The sequence below is a fragment of the Jannaschia aquimarina genome (assembly GCF_000877395.1).
GTDB classification, from domain to species: Bacteria; Pseudomonadota; Alphaproteobacteria; order Rhodobacterales; family Rhodobacteraceae; genus Jannaschia; species Jannaschia aquimarina.
In genome coordinates this window covers 82,672-103,501 of sequence record NZ_JYFE01000016.1, presented here as the reverse complement: position 1 = coordinate 103,501, position 20,830 = coordinate 82,672, and the positions used below count along the sequence as shown (strand labels likewise).

Sequence of the window (20,830 nt, the reverse complement as noted above, 5' to 3'; positions counted from 1 at the left end):
GGCCCTTTATGGACAGCGGCATCGCAGGCGGCTCTTGAACGGCGACGTGGGTCGGGGCGACCAGCCGACGGGCCTGCCATGAGGATCCGCGGGCCGGCCCGGCGGCGCTACCGGCTGATGGCCTGTTTCGCCGGAAGATCGGCGACCATCGGCCGGCCGGTATCCAGAACGGCCGGGATCGACAAGCCGAGGGCGACGGCGGCGGCGATCCAGAAAAGGGGAAACCTGCTGCGCTTCATTTCGCCGTCATGCGACGGAATGGTGGACAAATCGTTACCGAAGTGGGGCAGGAATGCGGCGGCGGGGCGCGTGTTGTCGAAATGTGTCATGCGGACCGACATGGGAAATCGCCCCGCGCAAAGCCAAAACGCACGTCTGCTAGGCGATAACACAGGGAAAATGTCCACCGCTCGGGGCGGAGGCGACCTGCCGGTTGGCCAGCCTGCCCTGCCTCAGACCTTTTCGAGCTCGAAAACGTCGTGGAGCGCCTGGACCGCGAGTTCCATGAACTTCCTGTCGATCAGAACGCTGATCTTGATCTCCGACGTGGTGATCACCTTGATGTTGACCCCGTAATCCCGCAGCGCCGCGAACATCTGCGCCGCGACCCCCGCATGGGAGCGCATTCCGATCCCCACCACGCTGACCTTCGCCACCTCCGTGTCGGCGATCAGATCGTGGAAGTTGATCGCGCCAGCGGCCTTGGCCCCCTCCATCGCCGTGCGGGCCCGGTCGACCTGATCGACGGGCAGGCTGAAGGTCATGTCCGTGCGCCCGTCCTCGGCGATGTTCTGGACGATCATGTCGACGACGATGCCCGCTTCGGCCAAGGGACCGAAGATCGCGGCCGAGACGCCGGGACGATCGGCGACGCTGACCAAGGTCATCTGTGCCTCGTCGCGGCTGAAGGCGACACCGGAGACGACGTTCGATTCCATGATGTCCTCCTCTGGACAGACCAGGGTGCCGGCATTGTCGCTCATCTCCTCGAACGAGGACAGGACGCGCAGCCGGACATTGTAGCGCATGGCAAGTTCGACCGACCGCGTCTGAAGCACTTTCGCGCCCAGAGAGGCGAGTTCCAGCATTTCCTCGAAGGCGATCTTGTCGAGCTTTCGGGCCTTGGAGGCGACGCGCGGATCGGTCGTGTAGACGCCGTCGACATCGGTATAGATGTCGCATCGGACCGCGTCGAAGGCGGCGGCGAACGCCACGGCAGTCGTATCGCTGCCGCCCCGGCCCAGCGTGGTGATACGGCCCTCAGGGCTGATGCCCTGAAAGCCGGCGACGACGGCCACCTTCATGCCTTCGGAAAACTTCGCGTCCAGATTGGCGGACGGGATCTCTTCGATGCGGGCCGACCCGTGAGCGGAGGTCGTCTTCACGGGAACCTGCCATCCCTGCCAGGATCGCGCATCGATCCCGTTCTCTTGCAGGACCAGGGCCAGCAAGCCCGCGGTAACGTTCTCGCCCGAGGAGACGACAGCATCGTATTCGCGCGCGTCGTAAAGCGGAGACGTCTCGCGCACCCAGCCGACCAGCTCATTGGTCTTTCCGGACATCGCTGAGACCACGACGATGACCTCATGGCCATTCGCGACCTCGACGCCGACACGTTTGGCCACGCGCCTGATGCGTTCGAGATTGGCGACGGACGTGCCGCCGAACTTCATGACAAGGCGCGACATGGCCCCTCCGTGCGGTCGGGGGCCTGTTATGGGAGCGTCCGGCGAGGCGCAAGATGCGGGAACGCCCACCCTTGGGGGCGCCCGCAAACCGGATTGTTGGGTGTGATCTGCGCTGCGGGCCGGGAAAGCGCCGGGCGAAAGCCCGCCGGTTCAGACGTCCGCGGCCGACACGGTCGGGAGATCCGACGGGAGGTCGGGGACGTTCGTCGTCACCCGGCCGTTTCCATCGTACCAGGTCGTCTCGCTCGAGCCACCGGCATAGGAGGTCGTCGACTTCGTATAGGTCGTGCCATCGGTCATGAAGTAATGCTCACTCACCGTCTCGGACGACTTGCCGCAATTCGACGTGAACTCTCCGCACGATACCTTCGCGACCGTCTTCGTGGTCGTCGGCGAACGACCGAGAAAGCCGAACTCCACCGGGGTTCCGTCCTCATTCAAGGTGGCATGCCGGATTTCCATGATATCCCCCTTCGCGGACGCATTGGTCTGAGCATCCGCAGCAAGGTTCGTCGTGAATCTGTCGATCCCGCCAAACATCACTCCAGCCGCCACGATCGCCGTCCCGGTGACGAGTGCCGTCATGATCGACCAGTCAACGGTGATCGCGCCGCGTTCGCTGCGAATGAAGGTTTGCACGGTGTACTTCATACTCATCCATCTCCTGCTACCCGCGAGGGTGGCCCCAAGCGGTTAATCGCCGATGAATTTGGCTGGATCTTGACACGGATCGGGTGATTCCCCAGCGGCTCGGAAGGATGCTTCGCAAATCCGTCACATCTCCGCCGTTCGTCTGACGCGGATCACTCGACCGTGACGGATTTCGCCAGATTGCGGGGCTGATCCACATCCGTACCCTTATGGACGGCCGTGTGGTAGGCCAGCAATTGCGCGGGCACCGCATAGAGCAGCGGCGTCACCATCGGATCGCAGTCGGGCATCGTCAGGATGTCGCGGCAGCCCTGCCCGCCCGCCGCGGCGCCCTCCGCATCGGTGACGAGCAGGACCTGCCCCTCGCGTGCCATCACCTCCTGGACGTTGCTCACGGTCTTGTCGAACAGCGCATCGGATGGGGCGAAGACCACGACCGGCAAGCTGCGGTCGACCAGCGCGATCGGGCCGTGCTTCAACTCGCCCGAGGCGTAGGCTTCGGCATGGATGTAGGAGATTTCCTTGAGCTTCAGCGCGCCCTCATGGGCCAGCGGGAACATCGGCCCGCGGCCCAGGAACAGGATGTCGGAGGCCTCTGCCAGCCATGACGCGAGGTCGGCGCACCGGCTTTCGATGGCCAGCGCCTGACTGACGAGGCCCGGCAACCGGCGCAGTTCGCTCACCAGTTCCGCCTCTCGCTCGGCATCGAGGGTTCCCCGCTGACGTCCGGCGAGGATCGCCAGGCACAGCAGCACGGCGAGCTGGTTCATGAACGCCTTTGTCGATGCGACGCCCACTTCGACGCCCGCCGCGATGGGAAAGGCAACGTCGCTTTCCCGTGCGATGGACGAGGTCGGCACGTTGACCACGGAGAGGATCGAGGCAGCCTCACCCGCCGCATGGCGCATCGCGGCCAGCGTGTCCGCCGTCTCTCCCGACTGGGAGATGAGCATGACCGCCCCGGCCGGATCGATCACCGGATCGCGGTAGCGGTACTCGCTGGCGATATCGCATTCGACCGGCAGACGGGCAATCCGCTCGAACCAGTACTTGGCGACGGTGCCCGCGATATGCGCCGTGCCGCAGGCGACGATCGTCAGGCGCGACAGCGCGGCGAAATCGACCTCGGCGGGCGGCACGATGCGGTCGCCTTCGATATAGAGCTCCAGCACATCCTTCAGGGTCTGCGGCTGCTCGTGGATCTCTTTCGCCATGAAGTGGCGATGGCCGCCTTTCTCCGCACGAGCCAGATCGATATAGACCGCCCGCTCCTCACGATTGGTCTGATGGCCGTCGGCGTCCCAGATCCGCGCCCCCGCGCGCGTCACGACCGCCCGGTCGCCATCTTCCAGATAGGTGATGCGGTTGGTCAGCCCGGCCAGCGCGATCGCGTCCGACCCGACATACATCTCGCCCTCCCCCCGGCCGATGGCCAGGGGCGGCCCGTGGCGGGCACAGACCAGAAGGTCCGGCTCTCCTTCGAACAGGAAACACAGCGCATAGGCGCCGCGGAGCCGGTCGATCGTCGCAAAGGCGGCCTCTTGCGGGGTCTTTCCGGCGGCGAGGAAGGTCTCACACAGACGGACGACGGTCTCGGTGTCGGTCTCGCTCTCCCACGGACCGTCCAACTCATCGCGCAACTCACGGAAATTCTCGATGATGCCGTTGTGCACGATGGCGACACGGCCCGCGCGATGGGGATGGGCGTTCGCCTCCGTGACCCCGCCATGCGTGGCCCAGCGTGTATGGCCGATGCCCGCCTTCCCGGCGAGCGGATCCTCGACCAGCAGGTCGGCGAGGTTCACCAGCTTGCCGACCGCGCGGCGCCGCTCCAGCGCCCCGTCATTGACCGTTGCGATGCCTGCGCTGTCATAACCGCGATACTCGAGGCGTTTGAGCGCATCCACCATGATGGGTGCCGCCTGGTGGTCGCCCAGAATGCCGATGATCCCGCACATCAGTTGGCGCTCCGCTTCTTGGCGGCGCGCAGCTTGGCCATGAGCCGCGCCGCGAGGCCGTCCTTGTTCACCTGCTTGGCACGCGCAAGGGCCAGCGCTCCGTCCGGGACGTCCTCCGTCACGACGCTCCCCGAGCCCGTCATCGCGCCCTCGCCCACCCGGACCGGTGCGACCAGCATGGTTGAAGACCCGATGAACGCATCCGCGCCGATCTCGGTCCGGTGCTTGAAGACGCCGTCGTAATTGCACGTCACACTGCCCGCCCCGATATTGGCTCGCGCCCCGACATGCGCGTCGCCGACATAGGTCAGGTGGTTGATCTTGGCGCCCGCATCGACCTGAGCGGACTTCACCTCGACGAAGTTCCCGATCTTGACGTCCCGGTCCAGCTCGGCGCCGGGGCGGAGGCGGGCATAGGGTCCGATCACGCAGCCTTCGGCGACATGGCAGCCCTCCAGATGACTGAACGCGCGGATGGTCGCGCCGCTTTCGACGGTGACGCCGGGCCCGAAGACGACATGCGGCTCGACGACCACGTCACGCCCCAGATGGGTGTCATGTGCAAAATGCACGTTTTCCGGATCCGCCAGCGTCGCCCCGTTCTCCATCGCCGCCGCCCGCGCGCGGGTCTGAAAGGCGGCCTCGGCGGCGGCGAGGTCGGCGCGGGTGTTGACGCCCATGGTCTCGGCCTCGTCGCAGACGACGACGCGGGCCGACATGCGCCCGGCTCGCGCCAGACCGACGATATCGGTGAGGTAGTACTCGCCCGCCGCATTGTCGTTGCCCACCTGCTCGATCAGCGTGAACAACGTGCCCGCATCGGCGGCCATCACGCCGGAATTGCACAGACGGATCGCCCGCTCCTCCTCGGTGGCGTCCTTGAATTCCACGATGCGCTCCAGCTGGTCGCCTTCGGCGACCAGACGGCCGTACCGGCCCGGATCGGCCGCCTCGAAGCCCAGCACCACGAGGTCGGCTCCGTCGCGGCGGGCCTCGACCATCGCCTGCAACGTCTCGGGTCGGATGAAGGGCGTATCTCCGTAGAGGACGATCACGTCGCCCTCGAACCCTTCCAACAGCGGCCGGGCCTGCGCGACGGCATGCGCAGTGCCGTCCTGGCTCTCTTGGCGGGCCACATCCGCCCTGGCGTCGAGCCCGGACAGCGCCGCCTTCACCGTCTCTGCGCCATGGCCGACGACGACGATGGTCCGTTCGGGCGACAAAGCGGCGCCAGCCGCCAGCGCGTGGCCCAAGAGCGGCAGATGCGCCACCTCGTGCAGCACCTTCGGACGGTCCGACGCCATGCGGCTGCCCTGTCCCGCCGCCAGCACGATCAGTGCGGTGCCCATGCGCTTGCCCTTTCCTCTGCCTGCCGCGCGTTCTAGCTGCCCCCCATACCGGCGCAACCCGCCCCTTGGCCGAGGAGGACGATCTTGAAACCTTGCGTGATCTTCGACCTGGACGGAACGCTCTGCGATACATCCGCCGACCTGATCGCGGCGGCCAATGCCGCCTTTCGCGAACTCGGGCGCGACATCGCGCTGGACCACGACCGACCCGAAGACCGGGCGACGGCGCTCAGGGGCGGCAAGGCCATGCTGCGACTGGGGCTGTCGCGGCTGGGCGCGGTGGACGATGACGAGGTCGATGCCGGCTACCAGCCCCTTCTAGACGCCTATGAGAGCGCGGTCTGCGTGCACACCACCTTCTTTCCCGGCGCGCGCGAAGCGAACCTTCGTCTGCGCGAAGCGGGCTGGGCCACCGGGATCTGCACCAACAAGCCGGAGCGGATGGCCCACGCCTTGATGACCGAATTGGGCGCGCGGCAGGAATTCGACAGCCTCGTCGGGGCCGACACCCTGCCCGTGCGCAAGCCTGACCCTGCCCCCTTGCGGGAAGCGGTCGCCCGCGCCGGGGGCGACCCGATGCGATACGTTCTGGTCGGCGACACCACGACCGATCGCGATACCGCGCGCGCCGCGGGCGTCCCAGTCCTCCTGGTCGGCTTTCTGTCTCCGGTCGCGCATCTCGAGGGGGACGCAGAGTTGGACGGTTTCCACGAAATCGAGACCGCATTGTCCGCCGTGTTGCCGTTGGCGCAAACCTCCCGCTAGACTCGGCGGATGGCGAAGCTCGAAGCGAAGATCGATGTATTGGCGGGCGGCTTCGCCTCGCAGCAGCTCGCCTTCGCGCACCTTCTGGACGCCGCCGGAGCGCAGAACCTGTCGCCGGATCTGGATCATGTCGAAGTCATCGCGCCGGGGCAGGACGCGCGGCTGCGCGGATATTTCGACGCGGCGACCGCCGCACGTATCAAAGAAGCGGCGGGCGAGGACATGATCGTGCTGATCCTTCCCGGCACGCTGGTCACCGGAGCCTTCGCATCGGACATGCGCCTGCGGCGGATCGGCTCCTTCGTCGGGCGGATGATCCGGGCATGAAGGCCGGGCCGCGCAATCTGATCACCGACATCGCCGGGCTGCGGGTGGGCAACGCGGAGGATACGGCCGTGCGCTCCGGCGTGACCGTCCTGACCGGCGATGCGCCCTTCGTCGCCGGCGTGCATGTGATGGGCGGCGCGCCCGGCACCCGCGAGACGGACCTGCTGGCCCCTGACAAGCTGGTGCAGGAGGTGGACGCGCTGGTCCTGTCAGGCGGGTCCGCCTTCGGGCTCGGTGCGGCGGATGGCGTCATGGCGGGCCTGCGCGCCGCCGGAAGGGGCTTTGCCGTCGGTGAAATGCGCGTCCCCATCGTACCCGGCGCGATCCTGTTCGACCTGCTGAACGGGGGCGACAAGGACTGGGACACCGCCCCCTATCCTGCGCTCGGCCGTGCGGCGCTCGGGGCAGCCGACACCGATTTCGATCTCGGCAGCGCGGGGGCCGGATACGGGGCGGGGACGATGGACCTTCGTGGCGGGCTGGGCTCTGCCTCTTGCGTGCTGGACGACGGGACATGTGTCGGCGCGCTGGTCGCGGTGAACGCGCTTGGCGGCGCCTGCGACGATCTCGGCCGTTTCCATGCCGCGCCGTGGGAACTGGACGACGAGTTCGGCGGCCTCGGACCGCCGATGCCGGACCCGGCGTGGGAGCCGTATGGCAAACGCCCGCAAGGTGCGGCCACCACGATCGCCATCGTCGCGACCGATGCGAAGCTGACGCAGTCACAGGCGACGCGGATGGCGGTCGCCGCCCATGACGGGCTGGCACGAGCGCTTGTGCCGTCTCACACACCGCTCGACGGGGATCTGGTCTTCGCGGCGGCGACCGGGACAGGCCGCGACGTCAAGGATCCGTGGGACGCGCTGCGGCTCGGCCACGCCGCCGCCTGCTGCCTGGCACGGGCGGTCGCCAGAGGGGTCTATGCCGCCGGACCGGGGGGCCACCTGCCGGCTTGGTCCGAGCAGTTCGGCTCCTAGCCGCAGCGCACCGATCACGCGGTCGGGAGCATCGTGCGCCGTCGGCCGCCCTCTGTGCACCAACGCACCTCAATCACGGCATTTTCGCGGCAACGTTCATTGAACCGAAAGCCATTCGAGCGCATTTCAGTCTCATCGAGAAGACGCGGACACATCCGCCCGCGCCGCAGATAGCAAGGAGATGAGCCATGGCTTTCCGCATCGCTCCCGTCCTGCTGGCCGCTCTGCTGGCAGTTCCCATAACCGCAACGGCGTCGGAGCCGCCCGCCGACGAGACCCCGGTTCTGCTGACCACCACGAAGAGCGACCGCGGCCTGTGACCCGCTAGCGTCGCGCCGCGAAGAAGGCGCGCAAGAGGGCGCTCGCGTCATCGGCGCGGGCGCCTTCGTGTATCTCGCAGATATGGTGCGCCTGGGGCTGCGAGAGCACTCTGGCGCCATGCACGACCCCTCCGGATTTCGGGTCGGACGCCGCGAAGTGCAGTCGGTCGATCCGTGCGGCGGCAATGGCCCCCGCGCACATCGCGCAAGGCTCCAGCGTCACCCATAGCGCGCAGCCAGTCAGTCTCGGGCTGCCCAATTCGTCGCAGGCCGTGCGGATCGCCAGCATTTCGGCATGGGCAGTCGGGTCGCCCAGTTCCACCATCCGGTTTCGTGCGCGGGCGACGATCTGGCCTCTACGCGAGATCACGGCGCCCACCGGCACCTCTCCGGCCTCCGCGGCCTCCCGTGCTTGATCGAGCGCATCCTGCATGAACGACCGGAACATGGGGCTGCGATGACGCGTGGGCGGCGCGTATGCAACCTTTCCGTCCGCCTTGCGGCACGCTAGGGCAAGAGGATGACCAAGCCCCCCCATCGCGGCGCAGACGCGCAACGGATCGCAAAACGGATCGCCCGCGCAGGCGTTGCCTCCCGCAGAGACGCGGAGGAGATGATCCGCGCCGGCCGCGTCGCGGTGAACGGGACGAAGATCGACGATCCCGCCCTGAACGTGATCGACTCGGATCGGATCGAGATCGACGGTGACGTCCTGCCCGATCCCGAACCGACGCGGCTCTGGCTCTATCACAAGCCGGTCGGCCTGGTGACGACGGAGCGCGACGAGAAAGGGCGCGAGACGGTCTTCGACGCGCTGCGCGACAAGCTCGGCCGCGTTTTGTCGGTGGGTCGTCTGGACCTGACTTCCGAAGGGCTGCTGCTGCTGACCAATGACGGCGAGCTCAAGCGCAGGCTGGAATTGCCCGAGACCGGATGGCTGAGACGCTACCGGGTCCGCGTCAACGGGACGCCGGACGAGGCCGCGCTTCAACGCCTGCGCGACGGGATCGAGATCGACGGAGAGGCCTTCGCGCCGATGCAGGCCGCGCTCGACCGGGTTCAGGGTGCGAATGCCTGGCTGACGGTCGGGCTGCGCGAGGGGCGCAACCGCGAGGTGCGCCGTGCCATGGAGGCGGTCGGCCTGATCGTCTCACGCCTGATCCGCGTGAGCTACGGCCCGTTCCAGTTGGGCCATCTGAAACCCGGCGAGACCGATGAGATCAAGCCGCGCGTCCTGAGGGACCAACTCGGTGGCCTGTGGCAGGGGGAACTGCCCGAAGGCCGGCGCGACGGGCCGAAGGCGATGAGCGGCGACCGGAAGGATGGCGGGCGTCGCGGCGGCGGCAAGCCGGACGGCAAGGGATCTCGCGGTCGCGACGGGCAGCGCGAGCGCCCCGCACGGGACGACGCCTCGTTCGGCAAGAGGCCGGGCAAGCCCCGCCGCGAGGATGCGGATGCGGGGCGGGACGGCGGCAAACGGCGCCCGCGCCCGGCCGGCGACCGGCTGGTCGATCAGGGTCGGGGCGGACCGGAGCGGCCGCGCGGCGACAAGCCGTCCGGTCCGCGCGCGGACCGCGCAAGGGGACATGCCGGCGCCAAGGGCGGACCGCGCACCGCGAAGCCGCCGGTGACCCGGAACGATGGCGACGGATCCCGTCCGGCGAAACCCAAGGGGGACGAAAGGCAGGCAGCCTTGCGCGGCGATCCGTCGGCCAGCCTCCGGAAAGGCGGCAAACGGGGCGGCCCAAAGCGGACGATGCCGCGAGGGGGGCCATCCGGCGGCAAGGGAGGTCCACAAAAAGGGCCAAAGCGCGGCCGCTAGGCATGTGACCGGTGCAGGCGGTGAGGACGGACTTTCAGCTCTCTTCTTCGGTCGAGTGCCGCTTGAGCAATCCCGCTTGGCTCATCAGGAAGGCGAAGAACAGGACCGGCAGGCCGAAGGTCCGGAAGTTCACCCAGGCATCCGTGGAGAGCGTGCGCCAGACGACTTCGTTGGTCATCGCGAGCGCCACGAAGAAGATCGCCATGCGCTTCGTCAGGATCATCCAGCCTTCGTCGGTCAGCGGCAGCGCGCTGGCAAGCACCATCGAAAGGTAGCTGCGCCCCCTCAACAGACCGAACCCCAGGATCGCGGCGAAGAGCGAATAGATCAGGGTCGGCTTCATCTTCAGGAAGCGTTCGTCGTTCAGCCAGACGGTCAGCCCTCCGAAGATCGTCACCAGGACGGCCGTCACGATCTGCATCACGCTCAGATGCCCGGTCAGCCGCCACAGAACGATCGTCGCGACGATGATGAGCGGGATGAACCCCGCCGTGACGAGGATGAAGGCGGAATACTCGGTCCCGCCTAAGGTGTAGGTCTGCCCGCGGGTCGAGATGTAAGCCAGGAAGAACAGCGCAACGGGGCCCAGTTCCAACGCCGTGCGCAACCAGCCGGGGACGTCGCGGCGCTCGGGCTGGTCTGGGGTGGGGGCCATCGGACGCTCCTGTCTGGGACCGTGCCGATGTAGGCGGTCCGGTGCGTCGGGTCCAGTGCGGCGCTCAGCCGCCCATCTCGACGATGACGGCGCCCAGCGCGATCAGCGCCATCAGCAACAGACGCCGCGGCCCCACGCTCTCCTTGAGCCAGACCCAGCCGATCACGGCCGCGAAGACGGTCGAGGTTTCGCGCAGGACGGCGGCTTCCCCGACGCTGTCGAGACGTGTCGCCATCATCACGGCGCCGAAACTGCCCCAGGCGATGACGGCTCCGGTCAGGCCCAGCCGCACGAGGTGCGGCGACGGCCGAAGCGCCCTGCGCGCCGCGGCGATCAACGGGAAGTCCAGCGCGGTCAGGAAGAAGAACCAGAACAGGAAGGTGAACGGGTTCGGCGTAGCCCGGATCCCGTAGGCGTCCCACGTCGTGTAGACGGCGACCATGAGCCCCGTGAGCACGGCAAGACCAAGGGCCGAGGGCAGCAAGCGGCGGGCAGTCGCATCGACGTTGCGCGCATTGTAGATCGACAGGCCGAACAGGCCCGCAAGCAGGACGCCGACGCCTGCCCACTGGATCGCGGTGAAGGTCTCTCCGAAGACGATGCTGGCCCCCAGCACGGTAAAGAGCGGGCCGGTCCCCCGCACGACCGGGTAGACGACGGTATAAGCGCCGCGGCGATAGGTCTCGGCCTGCAAGACCTTGTAGACGAAGTGGATCGCAACCGCACCGAGCAGCAGCAGCCATTGGGTGCCTTGCGGCCAGGGCACCAGAAAGAGCGCCACCGGCGCCGAGATCGCCACCAGCCCCGCATCAATCGCGGTGCGCGCCGCATAGGGTGGAACCGCACCTTTCTGCAGAGCCCCGAAAAGCGCGTGCAGGAACGCCGCCAGCAGGGCGAGCCACAATGCCACGACATGCCCGGCCTCGGTGCCCTCGATCCCGGCGATCCAATCCGTCACCGCAACAACCGGTCCCGCAGGTCGGGGCCGAGCGCGTCCAGCGTCGACAGCAGGACCGGCACGCGCGCCTCTCCGACCCAGATAAGCGCGTCACGGCATGGGACGCGGATGCGGAACCGGTGCAGGAGAGCGCGCAGCAGGCGCTCTTCCAAGCCGCTTTCGCGGTATTCCGGGATCACGCAAAGCAACTCGACCAGGCCCACCGGGTGCGGCCAGTCCGCAGGGGCCAGACGCGGACGCGCCACGGCCCTGCGGTGCAGTTCGAGCACCACTCCCTGACCGACGAGCATGTCGCGATCCCAGGCCCACAGGGCGGCCACACCCCGGAAGCCCTCCGGCGCGCGGGCCTTCGGCGGCTGTCCGGCCGCAAGCAGGAACGCATCGCGGGTCTCGTCGTCCGGGGGAATCTCTCCGAGGTCGATCGTGTCGCTCATTCGAGCACGGGCGACAGGCGCGCCGCGCCCGCGTAGCGATCCATCCCCAGGCAGCGCTCGAATCCGACCCTCGCATAGAGCGGCTCGGCCCGCTCCGAGGAGACGAGCGAGACGTGGCAGCAGGCCGGCAGGTTCGTCTCGATCCAGTCGATCAGCCGGTTCACGACCGCGCGGCCCAGCCCGTCTCCCTGACAGGCGGGCTCGACCGCGACATCCACGATCTGCACGAAACACCCGCCATCCCCCACCACGCGGCCCATGGCAACGAGGCGCTCCCCGTGATGGACGGTCACAGTGCACAGGCCGGCAGGCAAGGCGCGGCGGGCGGCTTCGAGCGTGCGCGGTCCCAGACCGGCGGCGGCACGCAAGGCGACATAGGCTTCGGGCGATGGCGGCGCATCGGACCAGTCGAAACCTTCGGACGTCACTCTCCGATCTCCGCGCCGGTCAGCGCTGCCGCGAACTCCTCCGGGTCGAATGGTTGCAGATCGTCGATCTGCTCTCCGACCCCGATGGCATGGATCGGAAGGCCGAACTTGTCGGCCAGCGCGACCAGCACGCCACCTCGCGCCGTGCCGTCGAGCTTGGTCATCACGAGCCCGGTCACATCGGCGACCTGCCGGAAGACCTTGACCTGCTCCAGCGCGTTCTGCCCGGTGGTCGCGTCGAGCACCAGCAGGGTGTTGTGCGGCGCACTCTCGTCCCGCTTGCGCAGGACGCGCACGATCTTCGCCAGTTCCTCCATCAGATCGGCGCGATTCTGAAGCCGCCCGGCCGTGTCGATCATCAGCAGGTCGGCGCCCTCGGCCTCGGCCCGCTTGTGTGCCTCGAAGGCGAGGCTTGCGGGGTCGGTCCCCTGATCGGCGGCCATCACCGGCACGCCGGCCCGCTCGCCCCAGACCTTGAGTTGCTCGACGGCAGCCGCGCGGAACGTGTCCCCCGCGGCGATCACGACCGATTTGCCCGCTGCGCGGAACTGGCTGGCCAGCTTGCCGATCGTCGTCGTCTTGCCGGATCCGTTGACGCCCACGACCAGGACAACCTGCGGCTTCTTCGGGAAGATCGGCAGCGGCGTCGCGACCGGCTCCATCACGCGGGCGATTTCGGCTGCGAGCAGGGACTTGATCTCCGGTACGGACAGCTTCCGTCCCATCCGTCCTTCGGCAAGGTTCGCGGTGACACGCAGCGCGGTGTCGACCCCCATGTCGGAGGCGATCAGCAATTCCTCGAGCTGTTCCAGCATCTCGTCGTCGAGCACGCGGCGCGGGGCGCTCGGGGGGGCGACCCGGTCTAGCAAGCGACCCAGCAGGCCTCGTTGCGGCGGCTCTGCCGCGGGCACCGGCGCGGGCGGCACATCGAGAGGCGGGACGACAGGCTCGACCGGTGGAGAAGGTTCGGGCTCCGGTGCTGGTTCGAGGGCCGGTCGCGACGCTTCCTCCTCGACCGGTGGGTCGGGTTCCGGCGCTGGTTCCGGGATCGGTTCCGGATCCGGTTCCGCCACAGGTTCGGGCGTAGAGGGAGGTGCCGCGACAGCATCGGTTCCTCGGTCGGGCGACGGCGACGGCGTGGGCGAAGGACGCTCGGCCGCCGGTTCGCCGCCTTCCTCGACGATGCTCTCCAGCCCCTCCTCCAGTTTGGAGGATGACTTGAACATCCGATCCTTGAGCTTCTTGAAGAACGACATCGCGCGGCCCCTTTCGCCGCCCGACCTAACGTGCCCCCGCGCCGGGGAAAAGCGTGGTTGACTTGTGCGGACCATGCGCGACCCTCGGACCATGCGCTTGTCGTTCGCCGTCCTGCTCGTCCTGGTGGCCGTCCCGGCCGCGGCCCAGATGCGCCCTCCTCCCCGACCGGCACCCGCTGAGCCGGTCACCTGGTGCTCTGAAGGACGTTGGGGACCGGCGCATTGCATACGTATGCAAAGCTTCGCTGCCGATCTCTGCGTGCAGATCGAGGCGGAGGCGCTGCGCCATGGCTTGCCGCCGGGCTTCCTCGCGCGGCTGTTGTGGCAGGAAAGCCGATTCGACGCGAACGCGGTCTCGCCCATGGCCGCGCGCGGCATAGCGCAATTCATCGACGAGACGGCGCGCCTGCGGGGCCTGCGCGATCAGTTCAACCCCGCCGAGTCCGTCGAGAAGTCGGCCCAGTATCTCGGAGAGATGACGCGCCGCTACGGGAATCCGGGGCTTGCGGCGATCGGATACAATGGCGGAGAACGCCGGGTCGAAGGTTGGATCGCCGGCACGGGCGGACTGGCGCGCGAAACTCACGACTACGTCGCGATCATCACCGGCGCCTCGGCTTCGGCCTGGCGCGACGCCCCGCCGAAGGCTGACTTCAGGCTGGACCGGGGACCATTTCGCAAAGCCTGCGAAACGATGGCCACAAGAAGGCGGGTGTCTCCGCCGCTGTCATCCCAACGCTTCGCGCCTTGGGGGGTTCAGGTCGGCTGGGGGCGGACCCGCGCAGGGGCGCGCGACAGCTTCCGCCGCATGACCGCATCCTGCTCCGGACCCGCTGCGGCCCTCCGCCACGAGATCGTGCCCCTGCGCGGACGCGGGCCGGGACGCCCGGACTATCTGGCCGTGCGGCTGGCCGCGGATGACCGCGCCGACGCGGTCCGGATTTGCGCGCGCTTGTCCCGCGCCGGATGCCGCTGTTCCGTCCACCGCAACCCCCGCTGAGGCGGCCGGTCGCCGGTCCTTAATCCTGCCGCGTTTTGCCGCTAAGACAGGGGCGACGGAACGCGCTAACAGGGGGATCATGCTCGCGCTCGTGCCGTATCTCGTCGCTTTGGGATTGTCCGTCGCCCTGCTGATCGCGGGCGCTGTCTTCGATGGTGCGTGGGATTTCGCGTCCTTCATCTGGATGGCGGGCGTCGTGGCGGTGCTGGACCATATCCTGCCCGAACACGAAGCCCCGCCATCGGAAGCCGCCGCCAAGACCCTGACCGTGATCCTGGCCGCGATCCACTTCCCGATGCTTGCGCTCGCCGTCTGGGCGCTGGCCCAGGGCGGCCCCCTCTGGAACTGGATCGCCTATTTCTCGGCCGCGGGTCTGTTCTTCGGGCAGATCATGAATTCCTGCGCTCATGAATTGATCCATGCGCGCGGGTGGATCCGCCGCGGCCTCGGACGCTGGACCTACATCACCCTGCTCTTCGGCCATCAGACGACGGCGCATCCGGGCATCCATCATAGTGCCGTCGCCACACCCGAAGACCCGAACACGGCCCGCTACAACGAGACATGGTGGAGGTTCGTTCTCCGCGCCTGGCGCGACAGCTTCCGCAAGGGGCTGGCGCTGGAGAAGCGGCGCCAGCGGGCGGCAGGGCGTCATGGCTGGAATTGGCGCAATCCTTATTGGCAATATCTTCTCGGCGCCGCCGGAAGCCTCGCCCTTGCTGGGACCGTGTTGGGCTGGTCCGGCGTGGGCGCCTACATCGCACTCTGCCTCCTTGCGCAAAGTCAGCTTCTGATCACCGATTACGTGCTGCATTATGGAATGCGGCGCGTCCGTGTGGGCAAGCGATGGGAACCGGTTGGCCCACAGCATTCCTGGAACGCGCCGCACGTGGTGACCAACCTTCTCACTCTGCACGCCCCCCGCCACTCCGAACATCACGCCCATCCCAGCCGCGGCTTCGAGGAGTTGCGCGTCGGAGCGGACGTGCCCCTGCTCCCATATTCCTTGCCGGTCATGGTGACGATCGCGCTCGTCCCCGCCCTGTGGCGCAAGGTGATGAATCCACGCGTCGACGCCCTAGGTCAGGGCCGGATCGTCAGACCAACGGAGGCCGCATGCGTCGCCTGACCCTCGCCCTGTCCCTTGTCATTGCCGGCGGCCCCGCCTTCGCGGAGCGGACAGTCTCCGGAGCCGAATTCGAGCGGATGGTGACGGGGAAGACCTTCTATTTCGACCGCTTCGGCCGGCCATTCGGGGCCGAGCAGTATTTCGAAGACAAGCGCGTGATCTGGGCATTCGAGGGTGGGCAGTGCCAACGCGGCATCTGGTTCGAGAACCGGTCGGGACAGATCTGCTTTGTCTATGACGGCGATCCCGCGCCGCAATGCTGGGATTTCATCGAGATGCCTTCGGGCGACTTTCACGCGAGGGCGGATGGCGCAGACCCGTCGGAGGATCTGGTGACCAGCAATGTCGACACCGGAGATCTCGACTGCCCCCTCCCCGACCTGGGCGTTTGATATTCAGAAGCGCCGCTGGACGCCAATTCTGTGCTCGAACGGTTCTGTGTTCGAACCGGCATCATCGTGGAGTCGCGAGAGCCGAGGGCCGGGGATCTGGTCGTTGTGTCGCGCGATTTCCGTCCGGCTGCGCTGTTCCAGTCGCAGACGGACGCAGGAAGACCCGGGAAGATCCGCAGACCGGTGCGGGCGCAAATCCCGCGCGCTGACGGATCGCGCTGCGTCGCGGCCATCCGGGGAACCACCTGGTAGGAGCCCGCGAAGATTCCTCCGGTGCGGTGTTCCGTAGCAGGCGTCAGCGAGGCCTACACAAGCGAAGGGAGCGGGGACCCGGACTCTGTTTCGGGAGGCGCCCCGACCACGTCGCCCCCTGAGCCTGCGCGGGTCCTATCAGGTCAGGCTGGTGGCGAGCGCCTTCTTGAGGTCGCTCAGACGCACGGGCTTTGGAATGAAGCCGGAAAACCCTGCCGCGTCGCATTCCGATTTCTGGGCCGCAGAGGCGTTCGCCGTCACGGCGATGACCTTCGGACCGCGAGGGCGCAACTTCCGAGCGATTTCCCGCGTCGCTGCAACCCCGTCCAGATTGGGCATGTTGATGTCCATGAGGACCACGTCGTACTGCCCCTCCTCGGCTTTCTGGACGCATTCCAGGCCGTCATGGGCGACTTCGCAGGTCAGCCCGCAATGCTCGAGCAGCTTCTGCAGGATCCTGAGATTGATTGGCTCATCATCGGCCACGAGGATCCGAGGATGAGGTCGGGACGTCTCTGACTGGGTCATGCGGCTTCCTTCTCGTTGAAGCGTCCGGTCTCGCTCTGGTCGGCCAGTCGTGTCGGGATCTCGAACACGAAGATGGATCCTTTGCCCAGCTCGCTCGTCATGGTGATGTCCCCTCCCATCTCCCGGGCGAGGCCACGGGCGATCGCGAGGCCCAGACCCGTGCCGCCCGCCTTACGGCTGGAGGAGCTGTCGGCCTGCGTGAATCGCTCGAAGATCTTCTCGCGATATTCGGGCGGTATGCCGGAGCCGGTGTCGGCCACCCGCACCCGGAAAGCCGGTCGCTCGCCGTCCTCTTCCAGGGTTGCCCGGACCTCGACGCTGCCTTCGTCGGTGAACTTCACCGCATTCCCGACCAGGTTCACGATGACCTGCCGCAATCTCTTCGGGTCCCCCATGATGCTGGGTGCGGCTTCGGGCATCTGGACCGTCAACGAGACCCCCTTCTTGCCGGCGCCGATCGTGGCGAACCCGGTCGATTCCCGGATGATCTCCGAGATCTCGATCGGTTCCTCCACGATGCGGAGGGCGTCGGCCTCGACCTCGCCGAAGGTCAGGATCTCTTCGATCAGGGTCATCTGGGACTCGGCACAACTCGCGAGGATTTCGAGCAGTTCGCCATCCTCGGCCGACAGGTCCGAATGCTCAAGCAACTGGACTGCGCCGATGATGCCGTTCATCGGTGTGCGCAATTCGTGGCTGACAGTCGAGAGAAACTCCGACTTGGCCCGGTCCGCGGCTTGCGCGGCTTCTGCCTCGTGCGCGAGTGCGGCCTGACTGCGCGAGACCTCTTGGATGAGGGGCTTGGCGACGAAGACCCATGCCGCAGCCGCGCCCCCAAGCGCGACCCCAAGGACACCGATCGCAAGGAAGAGTGGCGCCCGGCTCGCAACCTCGACGCCGTCCTGAAGCGTCTCGACCACCTCGACATGCTGCACGTCGGAGAGCTTGCCCGACGCCTCCCAGTAGGCATCCAACGTCGCTGCATCACGTCTATCCTCGAGAATGACCGGAGCAGCCGCCAGAATGATCCCCGCGAACGTGGCCTCAAGCGATGGCGACATGCTGGAAGCCGACGTCCAAGCCTCGTCCTCCTCCCAGATCTCGACGAGTTCGTCCGGCATTTCATTTCCGAAAAGACCAAGCTCGCGACTCAGGGAAACCGGTTCTACCCCGAGGGCGGCGGTCAGGGCGGACAGGGCCTCGCGTTTTGCGGATTCACTGCCTTCGAGAATCTCGTCGCCATCCGGATCGGCGGCGCGGATCGCCCCATAGAGGCCGACCGCATCCGTCAGCGATGCGCGGACGGCAAGATTGACCCGGTCCCTTTGGGCTTCGATGCGGGCCACATGTCCGTCGATACGGGCCATCGCCTCGACAAGCTGACTGAGAGCCACGACATAGCGCGCCTTGATGGCCGCGGTCCGATGGAACTCGATCGAAGCCGCGCTCACCACGAACATCGGCAAGAGAAGCACCGCCAGGGCGAGCAGGACATGGCGTCGCAGGCGTTTGGGATCTTTCAGATTGCGACGGTCCATTCCTACCTCTCACGCATCGAGGAAGCACACCGCCCCCTCACGATCCGGACCATCGGCGCAATGTCCTACGAAATCGCTAACGGCATGCGGCCGGCAGCGCGTGATCGTTGAAATCGTGGCGCCAGCGACGTGCGAACGGAATGTTGCCAGTATCGATCCGCGATCTTCACGTCCCGTTAGGCTGCTTGGGTTAGTCCACCGGTGCCGATGAACTATCCGTCCGAAACGAATGCCGCGGGGAAAGAACCTTTGCAGACCGACCAGAAAGTGCAGGTCGTCGTAGCCGAAGACGATGCGAGCAGCCGTTTCATACTCTGTCGCATGCTCGGGCGGCTGGGGTGCGAGGTCGTTCGCGCGCTCGATGGCGAACATTCGGTTCGAATGGCGCGCATGTTCGATGCCCCGATCGTGTTCATGGATCTCAACATGCCGGGCACCGATGGCTACGAAGCCGTCCGAATCATCCGGTCCGAACCCGCTTTGGCAAAGCTGCGCGTGGTCGCCGTGACAGGGGATGTCAGCGAGAAGGCGGTCAGGTCATGCGCGGAAGCGGGCTTCGACGCCCTCCTTCCGAAGCCGGTCCGGATCGAAGACCTCGAAGCGGAACTGGCCTTGGCGCGACACTAGCCGATGAAGGTTGCCCCTCCGCGCGACTTGGGACGACTGAAGCGGCGAGAGCGGGATCCTGTCTAGAAGAGAGTGCCCTGATCGGGTTCTTCCCGCCCCACCCCCTTCTCCCGCGGCTTTCGTTGCGCGGGCTGCGCTCGGGGTTGCGCTTCGATCTTGCCGTCCGCGAATTCCACGGTGAGCCCGCTGGCCTGTCTGGCCTCTGACGCCGTCACGACCACGGCCTCTCCTGCACGCACGATCGCGTATCCGCGGGACAGCGTTTCGCGGTAGCCCAGCGACAGGCGAAGGCGATCCAGCGCCATGAGACGGTCGCCCAGACGCTCCTGTCTGCTGCGCGCCAGGGAGGAAAGACGGGAAAGCGCCGCCGAGAGCCGGGCCGCCTCCACTCTCGACCGGCGGGACAGAGAGGCCGGATCAAGCCGTCCGGCAAGGGTCGCGAACCGGGTGCGCGGTTCTCGGAACAGACGCACCGGAGCGGGAAGGCGGAGCCCCTCGAGATCGGTCCGCCGCCTCTCGGCCCGTCTTCGTGCCGCCTCGTGCAATCGGCGTTCGACCGCATCGAGACGTCCGCGGGCCTGCACAAGCCTCACGCGGAGCGCTTCGGGTGCCAGAGCGGTGTCGAAGTGCCGCAGGTTCAGTCTGGCCTGAGCGGTTCTCTGCCGCAGCGCGGTCGGGAGGCGGTCGCTGGCCCGGTCCAGCCGTGCCGCCGGTCCTTCCAACAGCGCGCCCGGCCTCGGAAGCGCCCGGGCCAGATCCGCGAGGCGTTGCCGAGCCCGGCCGGTCCGGCTGCGGGTCGCCCGCTCCTGCCGCGCGCCGAGCGCGTCGATATGCGCGGTCAGGTCGACACGGACCGGAACGGCGCGTTCGGCGGCAGCGGTCGGGGTCGGCGCGCGCCAGTCGGCCACGTGGTCGATCAGTGTGGTGTCGGTCTCGTGTCCCACGGCCGAGATCAGCGGGATCGTGCAATCCGACGCCGCCCGAACGACGATCTCTTCGTTGAACCCCCAGAGATCCTCGATGGACCCACCGCCTCGCGCCACGATCACCAGGTCCGGCCTGCGGATCGGTCCGCCCGGAGCGAGCGCGTCGAAGCCTCGGATCGCCGCCGCCACTTCGGATGCGCTGGACTTACCCTGCACGGCAACCGGCCAGATCAGGACATGCCGGGGAAAGCGGTCGCGAAGACGATGCAGGATGTCGCGGATCACCGCGCCTTGCGGGCTTGTGACGACGCCGATGACATCGGGCAGAAATGGCAACGGGCGCTTGCGCCCCTCCTCGAACAGGCCCTCCGCCGCCAGTTGCGCGCGACGCCGCTCGAGCATCGCCATGAGCGCGCCCTGCCCCGCGACCGCCATGTCGTCGACGTTGAGATTGTATTTCGACTGTGCCCCGAATGCCGAGAGACGGCCGGTCACGACGACTTCCAGCCCTTCTTCCGGCTGCACGGAAAGCTGAGCGATCTGGCCCTTCCAGGTCGTGCAGGCGAGCACATTCCGGTCGTCCTTGACGTCGTAGTAGAGGTGCCCGGAGCGGGCGCGGAAGATGCGGCCGATCTCCCCTCGGACGCGGATTCGACCGAACCGGCCTTCCAGTGCCCGCTTCACCTCGCCGGAAAGTTCGCTGACCGTGTATTCCGGCTCGTTCCGGCCGGGGCGGTCGTCGTCCAGAAGATCGTCCATGTGACGGGTCTAACGGCGGGACTGGGCGGCGACCAGCGGGTCCTCAGTCGCCGCCGCAACTTCCGCAGCCGCCGCCATCGAAACCGTCATC

Annotated in this window: 24 protein-coding genes; 9 read left to right on the top strand and 15 right to left on the bottom strand. The window is 67.3% G+C overall.

The window, feature by feature from the left end; genetic code table 11:
* Window positions 1–107 precede the first annotated feature (107 nt).
* From jaqu_RS03055 to glmU, 5 genes are all read right to left on the bottom strand, one after another.
* Window positions 108–329 carry a hypothetical protein gene (locus jaqu_RS03055; RefSeq protein WP_141134303.1) on the bottom strand — a complete coding sequence of 74 codons (222 nt, stop codon included), beginning with the start codon at window positions 327–329 and terminating at the stop codon, window positions 108–110.
* 123 nt (window positions 330–452) lie between these two features.
* The gene (locus jaqu_RS03050; protein WP_043917458.1) at window positions 453–1,688 is read right to left on the bottom strand and encodes an aspartate kinase; all 1,236 of its coding nucleotides are present in this window, start codon (window positions 1,686–1,688) and stop codon (window positions 453–455) included.
* Window positions 1,689–1,838: 150 nt separating this feature from the next.
* Window positions 1,839–2,339: a Flp family type IVb pilin gene (locus tag jaqu_RS03045; RefSeq protein ID WP_043917457.1), complete on the bottom strand. Its 501-nt coding sequence runs from the start codon at window positions 2,337–2,339 to the stop codon at window positions 1,839–1,841.
* Window positions 2,340–2,491: 152 nt separating this feature from the next.
* Entirely contained in the window at window positions 2,492–4,297 is a 1,806-nt protein-coding gene (gene glmS, locus jaqu_RS03040; protein ID WP_043917456.1) for a glutamine--fructose-6-phosphate transaminase (isomerizing), read from the bottom strand.
* Complete coding sequence (gene glmU / locus jaqu_RS03035) at window positions 4,297–5,646, bottom strand: bifunctional UDP-N-acetylglucosamine diphosphorylase/glucosamine-1-phosphate N-acetyltransferase GlmU (RefSeq protein WP_043917455.1); 1,350 nt, start codon at window positions 5,644–5,646, stop codon at window positions 4,297–4,299. The genes glmS and glmU overlap by 1 nt, the downstream gene beginning before the upstream one ends.
* Before the next feature lie 84 nt (window positions 5,647–5,730).
* Here glmU and jaqu_RS03030 point away from each other — a divergent pair, with 84 nt between their 5' ends.
* The 4 genes from jaqu_RS03030 to jaqu_RS22205 all read left to right on the top strand — a co-directional run bounded on the left by jaqu_RS03030 (window position 5,731) and on the right by jaqu_RS22205 (window position 8,035).
* Window positions 5,731–6,411 (top strand): HAD-IA family hydrolase, encoded by a 681-nt coding sequence (locus jaqu_RS03030; RefSeq protein WP_089268334.1) that lies wholly within the window; start codon window positions 5,731–5,733, stop codon window positions 6,409–6,411.
* Window positions 6,412–6,420: 9 nt separating this feature from the next.
* Window positions 6,421–6,738 carry a hypothetical protein gene (locus jaqu_RS03025; protein WP_043917453.1) on the top strand — a complete coding sequence of 106 codons (318 nt, stop codon included), beginning with the start codon at window positions 6,421–6,423 and terminating at the stop codon, window positions 6,736–6,738.
* Window positions 6,735–7,715: a P1 family peptidase gene (locus tag jaqu_RS03020; protein ID WP_043917452.1), complete on the top strand. Its 981-nt coding sequence runs from the start codon at window positions 6,735–6,737 to the stop codon at window positions 7,713–7,715. Before jaqu_RS03025 ends, jaqu_RS03020 begins: the two co-directional genes overlap by 4 nt.
* Before the next feature lie 188 nt (window positions 7,716–7,903).
* Window positions 7,904–8,035 (top strand): hypothetical protein, encoded by a 132-nt coding sequence (locus tag jaqu_RS22205; RefSeq protein WP_269078976.1) that lies wholly within the window; start codon window positions 7,904–7,906, stop codon window positions 8,033–8,035.
* Between the two features lie 4 nt (window positions 8,036–8,039).
* Here the strand turns inward: jaqu_RS22205 and jaqu_RS03015 are convergent, their stop codons facing one another.
* Window positions 8,040–8,483, bottom strand: a complete 444-nt coding sequence (locus jaqu_RS03015) for a nucleoside deaminase (RefSeq protein ID WP_043917451.1) — start codon at window positions 8,481–8,483, stop codon at window positions 8,040–8,042.
* A 72-nt stretch (window positions 8,484–8,555) separates the two neighbouring features.
* On the opposite strand from jaqu_RS03015, the gene jaqu_RS03010 reads away from it, so the two are divergent.
* Entirely contained in the window at window positions 8,556–9,857 is a 1,302-nt protein-coding gene (locus jaqu_RS03010) for a pseudouridine synthase (RefSeq protein WP_043917450.1), read from the top strand.
* A gap of 34 nt (window positions 9,858–9,891) precedes the next feature.
* On the opposite strand, the gene jaqu_RS03005 is transcribed toward jaqu_RS03010, so the two are convergent.
* The 5 genes from jaqu_RS03005 to ftsY all read right to left on the bottom strand — a co-directional run bounded on the left by jaqu_RS03005 (window position 9,892) and on the right by ftsY (window position 13,588).
* The gene (locus tag jaqu_RS03005) at window positions 9,892–10,512 is read right to left on the bottom strand and encodes an inner membrane-spanning protein YciB (RefSeq protein ID WP_043917449.1); all 621 of its coding nucleotides are present in this window, start codon (window positions 10,510–10,512) and stop codon (window positions 9,892–9,894) included.
* Between the two features lie 64 nt (window positions 10,513–10,576).
* The gene (locus tag jaqu_RS03000; RefSeq protein WP_043917448.1) at window positions 10,577–11,470 is read right to left on the bottom strand and encodes a DMT family transporter; all 894 of its coding nucleotides are present in this window, start codon (window positions 11,468–11,470) and stop codon (window positions 10,577–10,579) included.
* Window positions 11,467–11,904, bottom strand: a complete 438-nt coding sequence (locus jaqu_RS02995) for a hypothetical protein (RefSeq protein WP_043917447.1) — start codon at window positions 11,902–11,904, stop codon at window positions 11,467–11,469. Before jaqu_RS02995 ends, jaqu_RS03000 begins: the two co-directional genes overlap by 4 nt.
* On the bottom strand, window positions 11,901–12,332 hold the full coding sequence (locus jaqu_RS02990; protein ID WP_043917446.1) for a GNAT family N-acetyltransferase: 432 nt from the start codon (window positions 12,330–12,332) through the stop codon (window positions 11,901–11,903). The genes jaqu_RS02995 and jaqu_RS02990 overlap by 4 nt, the downstream gene beginning before the upstream one ends.
* Window positions 12,329–13,588, bottom strand: coding sequence for a signal recognition particle-docking protein FtsY (ftsY, locus tag jaqu_RS02985; protein WP_043917445.1), 1,260 nt, complete (start codon window positions 13,586–13,588; stop codon window positions 12,329–12,331). The genes jaqu_RS02990 and ftsY overlap by 4 nt, the downstream gene beginning before the upstream one ends.
* A 232-nt stretch (window positions 13,589–13,820) precedes the next feature.
* Between ftsY and jaqu_RS02980 the strand changes: the two genes are divergently transcribed.
* The 3 genes from jaqu_RS02980 (at window position 13,821) to jaqu_RS02970 (ending at window position 16,109) form a co-directional block, all read left to right on the top strand.
* Window positions 13,821–14,588: a lytic transglycosylase domain-containing protein gene (locus jaqu_RS02980; RefSeq protein WP_236687746.1), complete on the top strand. Its 768-nt coding sequence runs from the start codon at window positions 13,821–13,823 to the stop codon at window positions 14,586–14,588.
* A 79-nt stretch (window positions 14,589–14,667) separates the two neighbouring features.
* Window positions 14,668–15,717 carry an alkane 1-monooxygenase gene (locus jaqu_RS02975; RefSeq protein WP_043917444.1) on the top strand — a complete coding sequence of 350 codons (1,050 nt, stop codon included), beginning with the start codon at window positions 14,668–14,670 and terminating at the stop codon, window positions 15,715–15,717.
* A complete protein-coding gene (locus jaqu_RS02970) occupies window positions 15,705–16,109 on the top strand; it encodes a hypothetical protein (protein ID WP_043917443.1) in 405 nt (134 codons plus the stop codon). The genes jaqu_RS02975 and jaqu_RS02970 overlap by 13 nt, the downstream gene beginning before the upstream one ends.
* Before the next feature lie 390 nt (window positions 16,110–16,499).
* On the opposite strand, the gene jaqu_RS20420 is transcribed toward jaqu_RS02970, so the two are convergent.
* Genes jaqu_RS20420 through jaqu_RS22035 form a run of 3 tightly spaced genes read right to left on the bottom strand, consistent with a single transcriptional unit; the run spans window position 16,500 to window position 18,799 of the window.
* A complete protein-coding gene (locus jaqu_RS20420) occupies window positions 16,500–16,889 on the bottom strand; it encodes a response regulator (protein ID WP_052500742.1) in 390 nt (129 codons plus the stop codon).
* A complete protein-coding gene (locus jaqu_RS20415) occupies window positions 16,886–18,427 on the bottom strand; it encodes a sensor histidine kinase (protein WP_052500741.1) in 1,542 nt (513 codons plus the stop codon). Before jaqu_RS20415 ends, jaqu_RS20420 begins: the two co-directional genes overlap by 4 nt.
* 9 nt (window positions 18,428–18,436) lie before the next feature.
* Window positions 18,437–18,799: a hypothetical protein gene (locus jaqu_RS22035; RefSeq protein ID WP_236687755.1), complete on the bottom strand. Its 363-nt coding sequence runs from the start codon at window positions 18,797–18,799 to the stop codon at window positions 18,437–18,439.
* Here jaqu_RS22035 and jaqu_RS02955 point away from each other — a divergent pair.
* On the top strand, window positions 18,749–19,054 hold the full coding sequence (locus jaqu_RS02955) for a response regulator (RefSeq protein ID WP_236687753.1): 306 nt from the start codon (window positions 18,749–18,751) through the stop codon (window positions 19,052–19,054). The genes jaqu_RS22035 and jaqu_RS02955 overlap by 51 nt on opposite strands.
* Window positions 19,055–19,116: 62 nt before the next feature.
* Here the strand turns inward: jaqu_RS02955 and xseA are convergent, their stop codons facing one another.
* Window positions 19,117–20,739, bottom strand: a complete 1,623-nt coding sequence (gene xseA / locus jaqu_RS02950) for an exodeoxyribonuclease VII large subunit (RefSeq protein WP_043917441.1) — start codon at window positions 20,737–20,739, stop codon at window positions 19,117–19,119.
* Window positions 20,740–20,830 lie beyond the last annotated feature (91 nt).

What these genes read in the sequence shown, in the direction of transcription:
- jaqu_RS03055 (WP_141134303.1), bottom strand. Translation starts at nt 329, where the DNA reads ATGACACATTTCGACAACACGCGCCCCGCCGCCGCATTCCTGCCCCAC.
- jaqu_RS03050 (WP_043917458.1), bottom strand. Translation starts at nt 1,688, where the DNA reads ATGTCGCGCCTTGTCATGAAGTTCGGCGGCACGTCCGTCGCCAATCTC.
- jaqu_RS03045 (WP_043917457.1), bottom strand. Translation starts at nt 2,339, where the DNA reads ATGAAGTACACCGTGCAAACCTTCATTCGCAGCGAACGCGGCGCGATC.
- glmS (WP_043917456.1), bottom strand. Translation starts at nt 4,297, where the DNA reads ATGTGCGGGATCATCGGCATTCTGGGCGACCACCAGGCGGCACCCATC.
- glmU (WP_043917455.1), bottom strand. Translation starts at nt 5,646, where the DNA reads ATGGGCACCGCACTGATCGTGCTGGCGGCGGGACAGGGCAGCCGCATG.
- jaqu_RS03025 (WP_043917453.1), top strand. Translation starts at nt 6,421, where the DNA reads ATGGCGAAGCTCGAAGCGAAGATCGATGTATTGGCGGGCGGCTTCGCC.
- jaqu_RS03020 (WP_043917452.1), top strand. Translation starts at nt 6,735, where the DNA reads ATGAAGGCCGGGCCGCGCAATCTGATCACCGACATCGCCGGGCTGCGG.
- jaqu_RS22205 (WP_269078976.1), top strand. Translation starts at nt 7,904, where the DNA reads ATGGCTTTCCGCATCGCTCCCGTCCTGCTGGCCGCTCTGCTGGCAGTT.
- jaqu_RS03015 (WP_043917451.1), bottom strand. Translation starts at nt 8,483, where the DNA reads ATGTTCCGGTCGTTCATGCAGGATGCGCTCGATCAAGCACGGGAGGCC.
- jaqu_RS03010 (WP_043917450.1), top strand. Translation starts at nt 8,556, where the DNA reads ATGACCAAGCCCCCCCATCGCGGCGCAGACGCGCAACGGATCGCAAAA.
- jaqu_RS03005 (WP_043917449.1), bottom strand. Translation starts at nt 10,512, where the DNA reads ATGGCCCCCACCCCAGACCAGCCCGAGCGCCGCGACGTCCCCGGCTGG.
- jaqu_RS02995 (WP_043917447.1), bottom strand. Translation starts at nt 11,904, where the DNA reads ATGAGCGACACGATCGACCTCGGAGAGATTCCCCCGGACGACGAGACC.
- ftsY (WP_043917445.1), bottom strand. Translation starts at nt 13,588, where the DNA reads ATGTCGTTCTTCAAGAAGCTCAAGGATCGGATGTTCAAGTCATCCTCC.
- jaqu_RS02980 (WP_236687746.1), top strand. Translation starts at nt 13,821, where the DNA reads ATGCAAAGCTTCGCTGCCGATCTCTGCGTGCAGATCGAGGCGGAGGCG.
- jaqu_RS02975 (WP_043917444.1), top strand. Translation starts at nt 14,668, where the DNA reads ATGCTCGCGCTCGTGCCGTATCTCGTCGCTTTGGGATTGTCCGTCGCC.
- jaqu_RS02970 (WP_043917443.1), top strand. Translation starts at nt 15,705, where the DNA reads ATGCGTCGCCTGACCCTCGCCCTGTCCCTTGTCATTGCCGGCGGCCCC.
- jaqu_RS20420 (WP_052500742.1), bottom strand. Translation starts at nt 16,889, where the DNA reads ATGACCCAGTCAGAGACGTCCCGACCTCATCCTCGGATCCTCGTGGCC.
- jaqu_RS20415 (WP_052500741.1), bottom strand. Translation starts at nt 18,427, where the DNA reads ATGGACCGTCGCAATCTGAAAGATCCCAAACGCCTGCGACGCCATGTC.
- jaqu_RS02955 (WP_236687753.1), top strand. Translation starts at nt 18,749, where the DNA reads ATGCTCGGGCGGCTGGGGTGCGAGGTCGTTCGCGCGCTCGATGGCGAA.
- jaqu_RS22035 (WP_236687755.1), bottom strand. Translation starts at nt 18,799, where the DNA reads ATGTTCGCCATCGAGCGCGCGAACGACCTCGCACCCCAGCCGCCCGAG.
- xseA (WP_043917441.1), bottom strand. Translation starts at nt 20,739, where the DNA reads ATGGACGATCTTCTGGACGACGACCGCCCCGGCCGGAACGAGCCGGAA.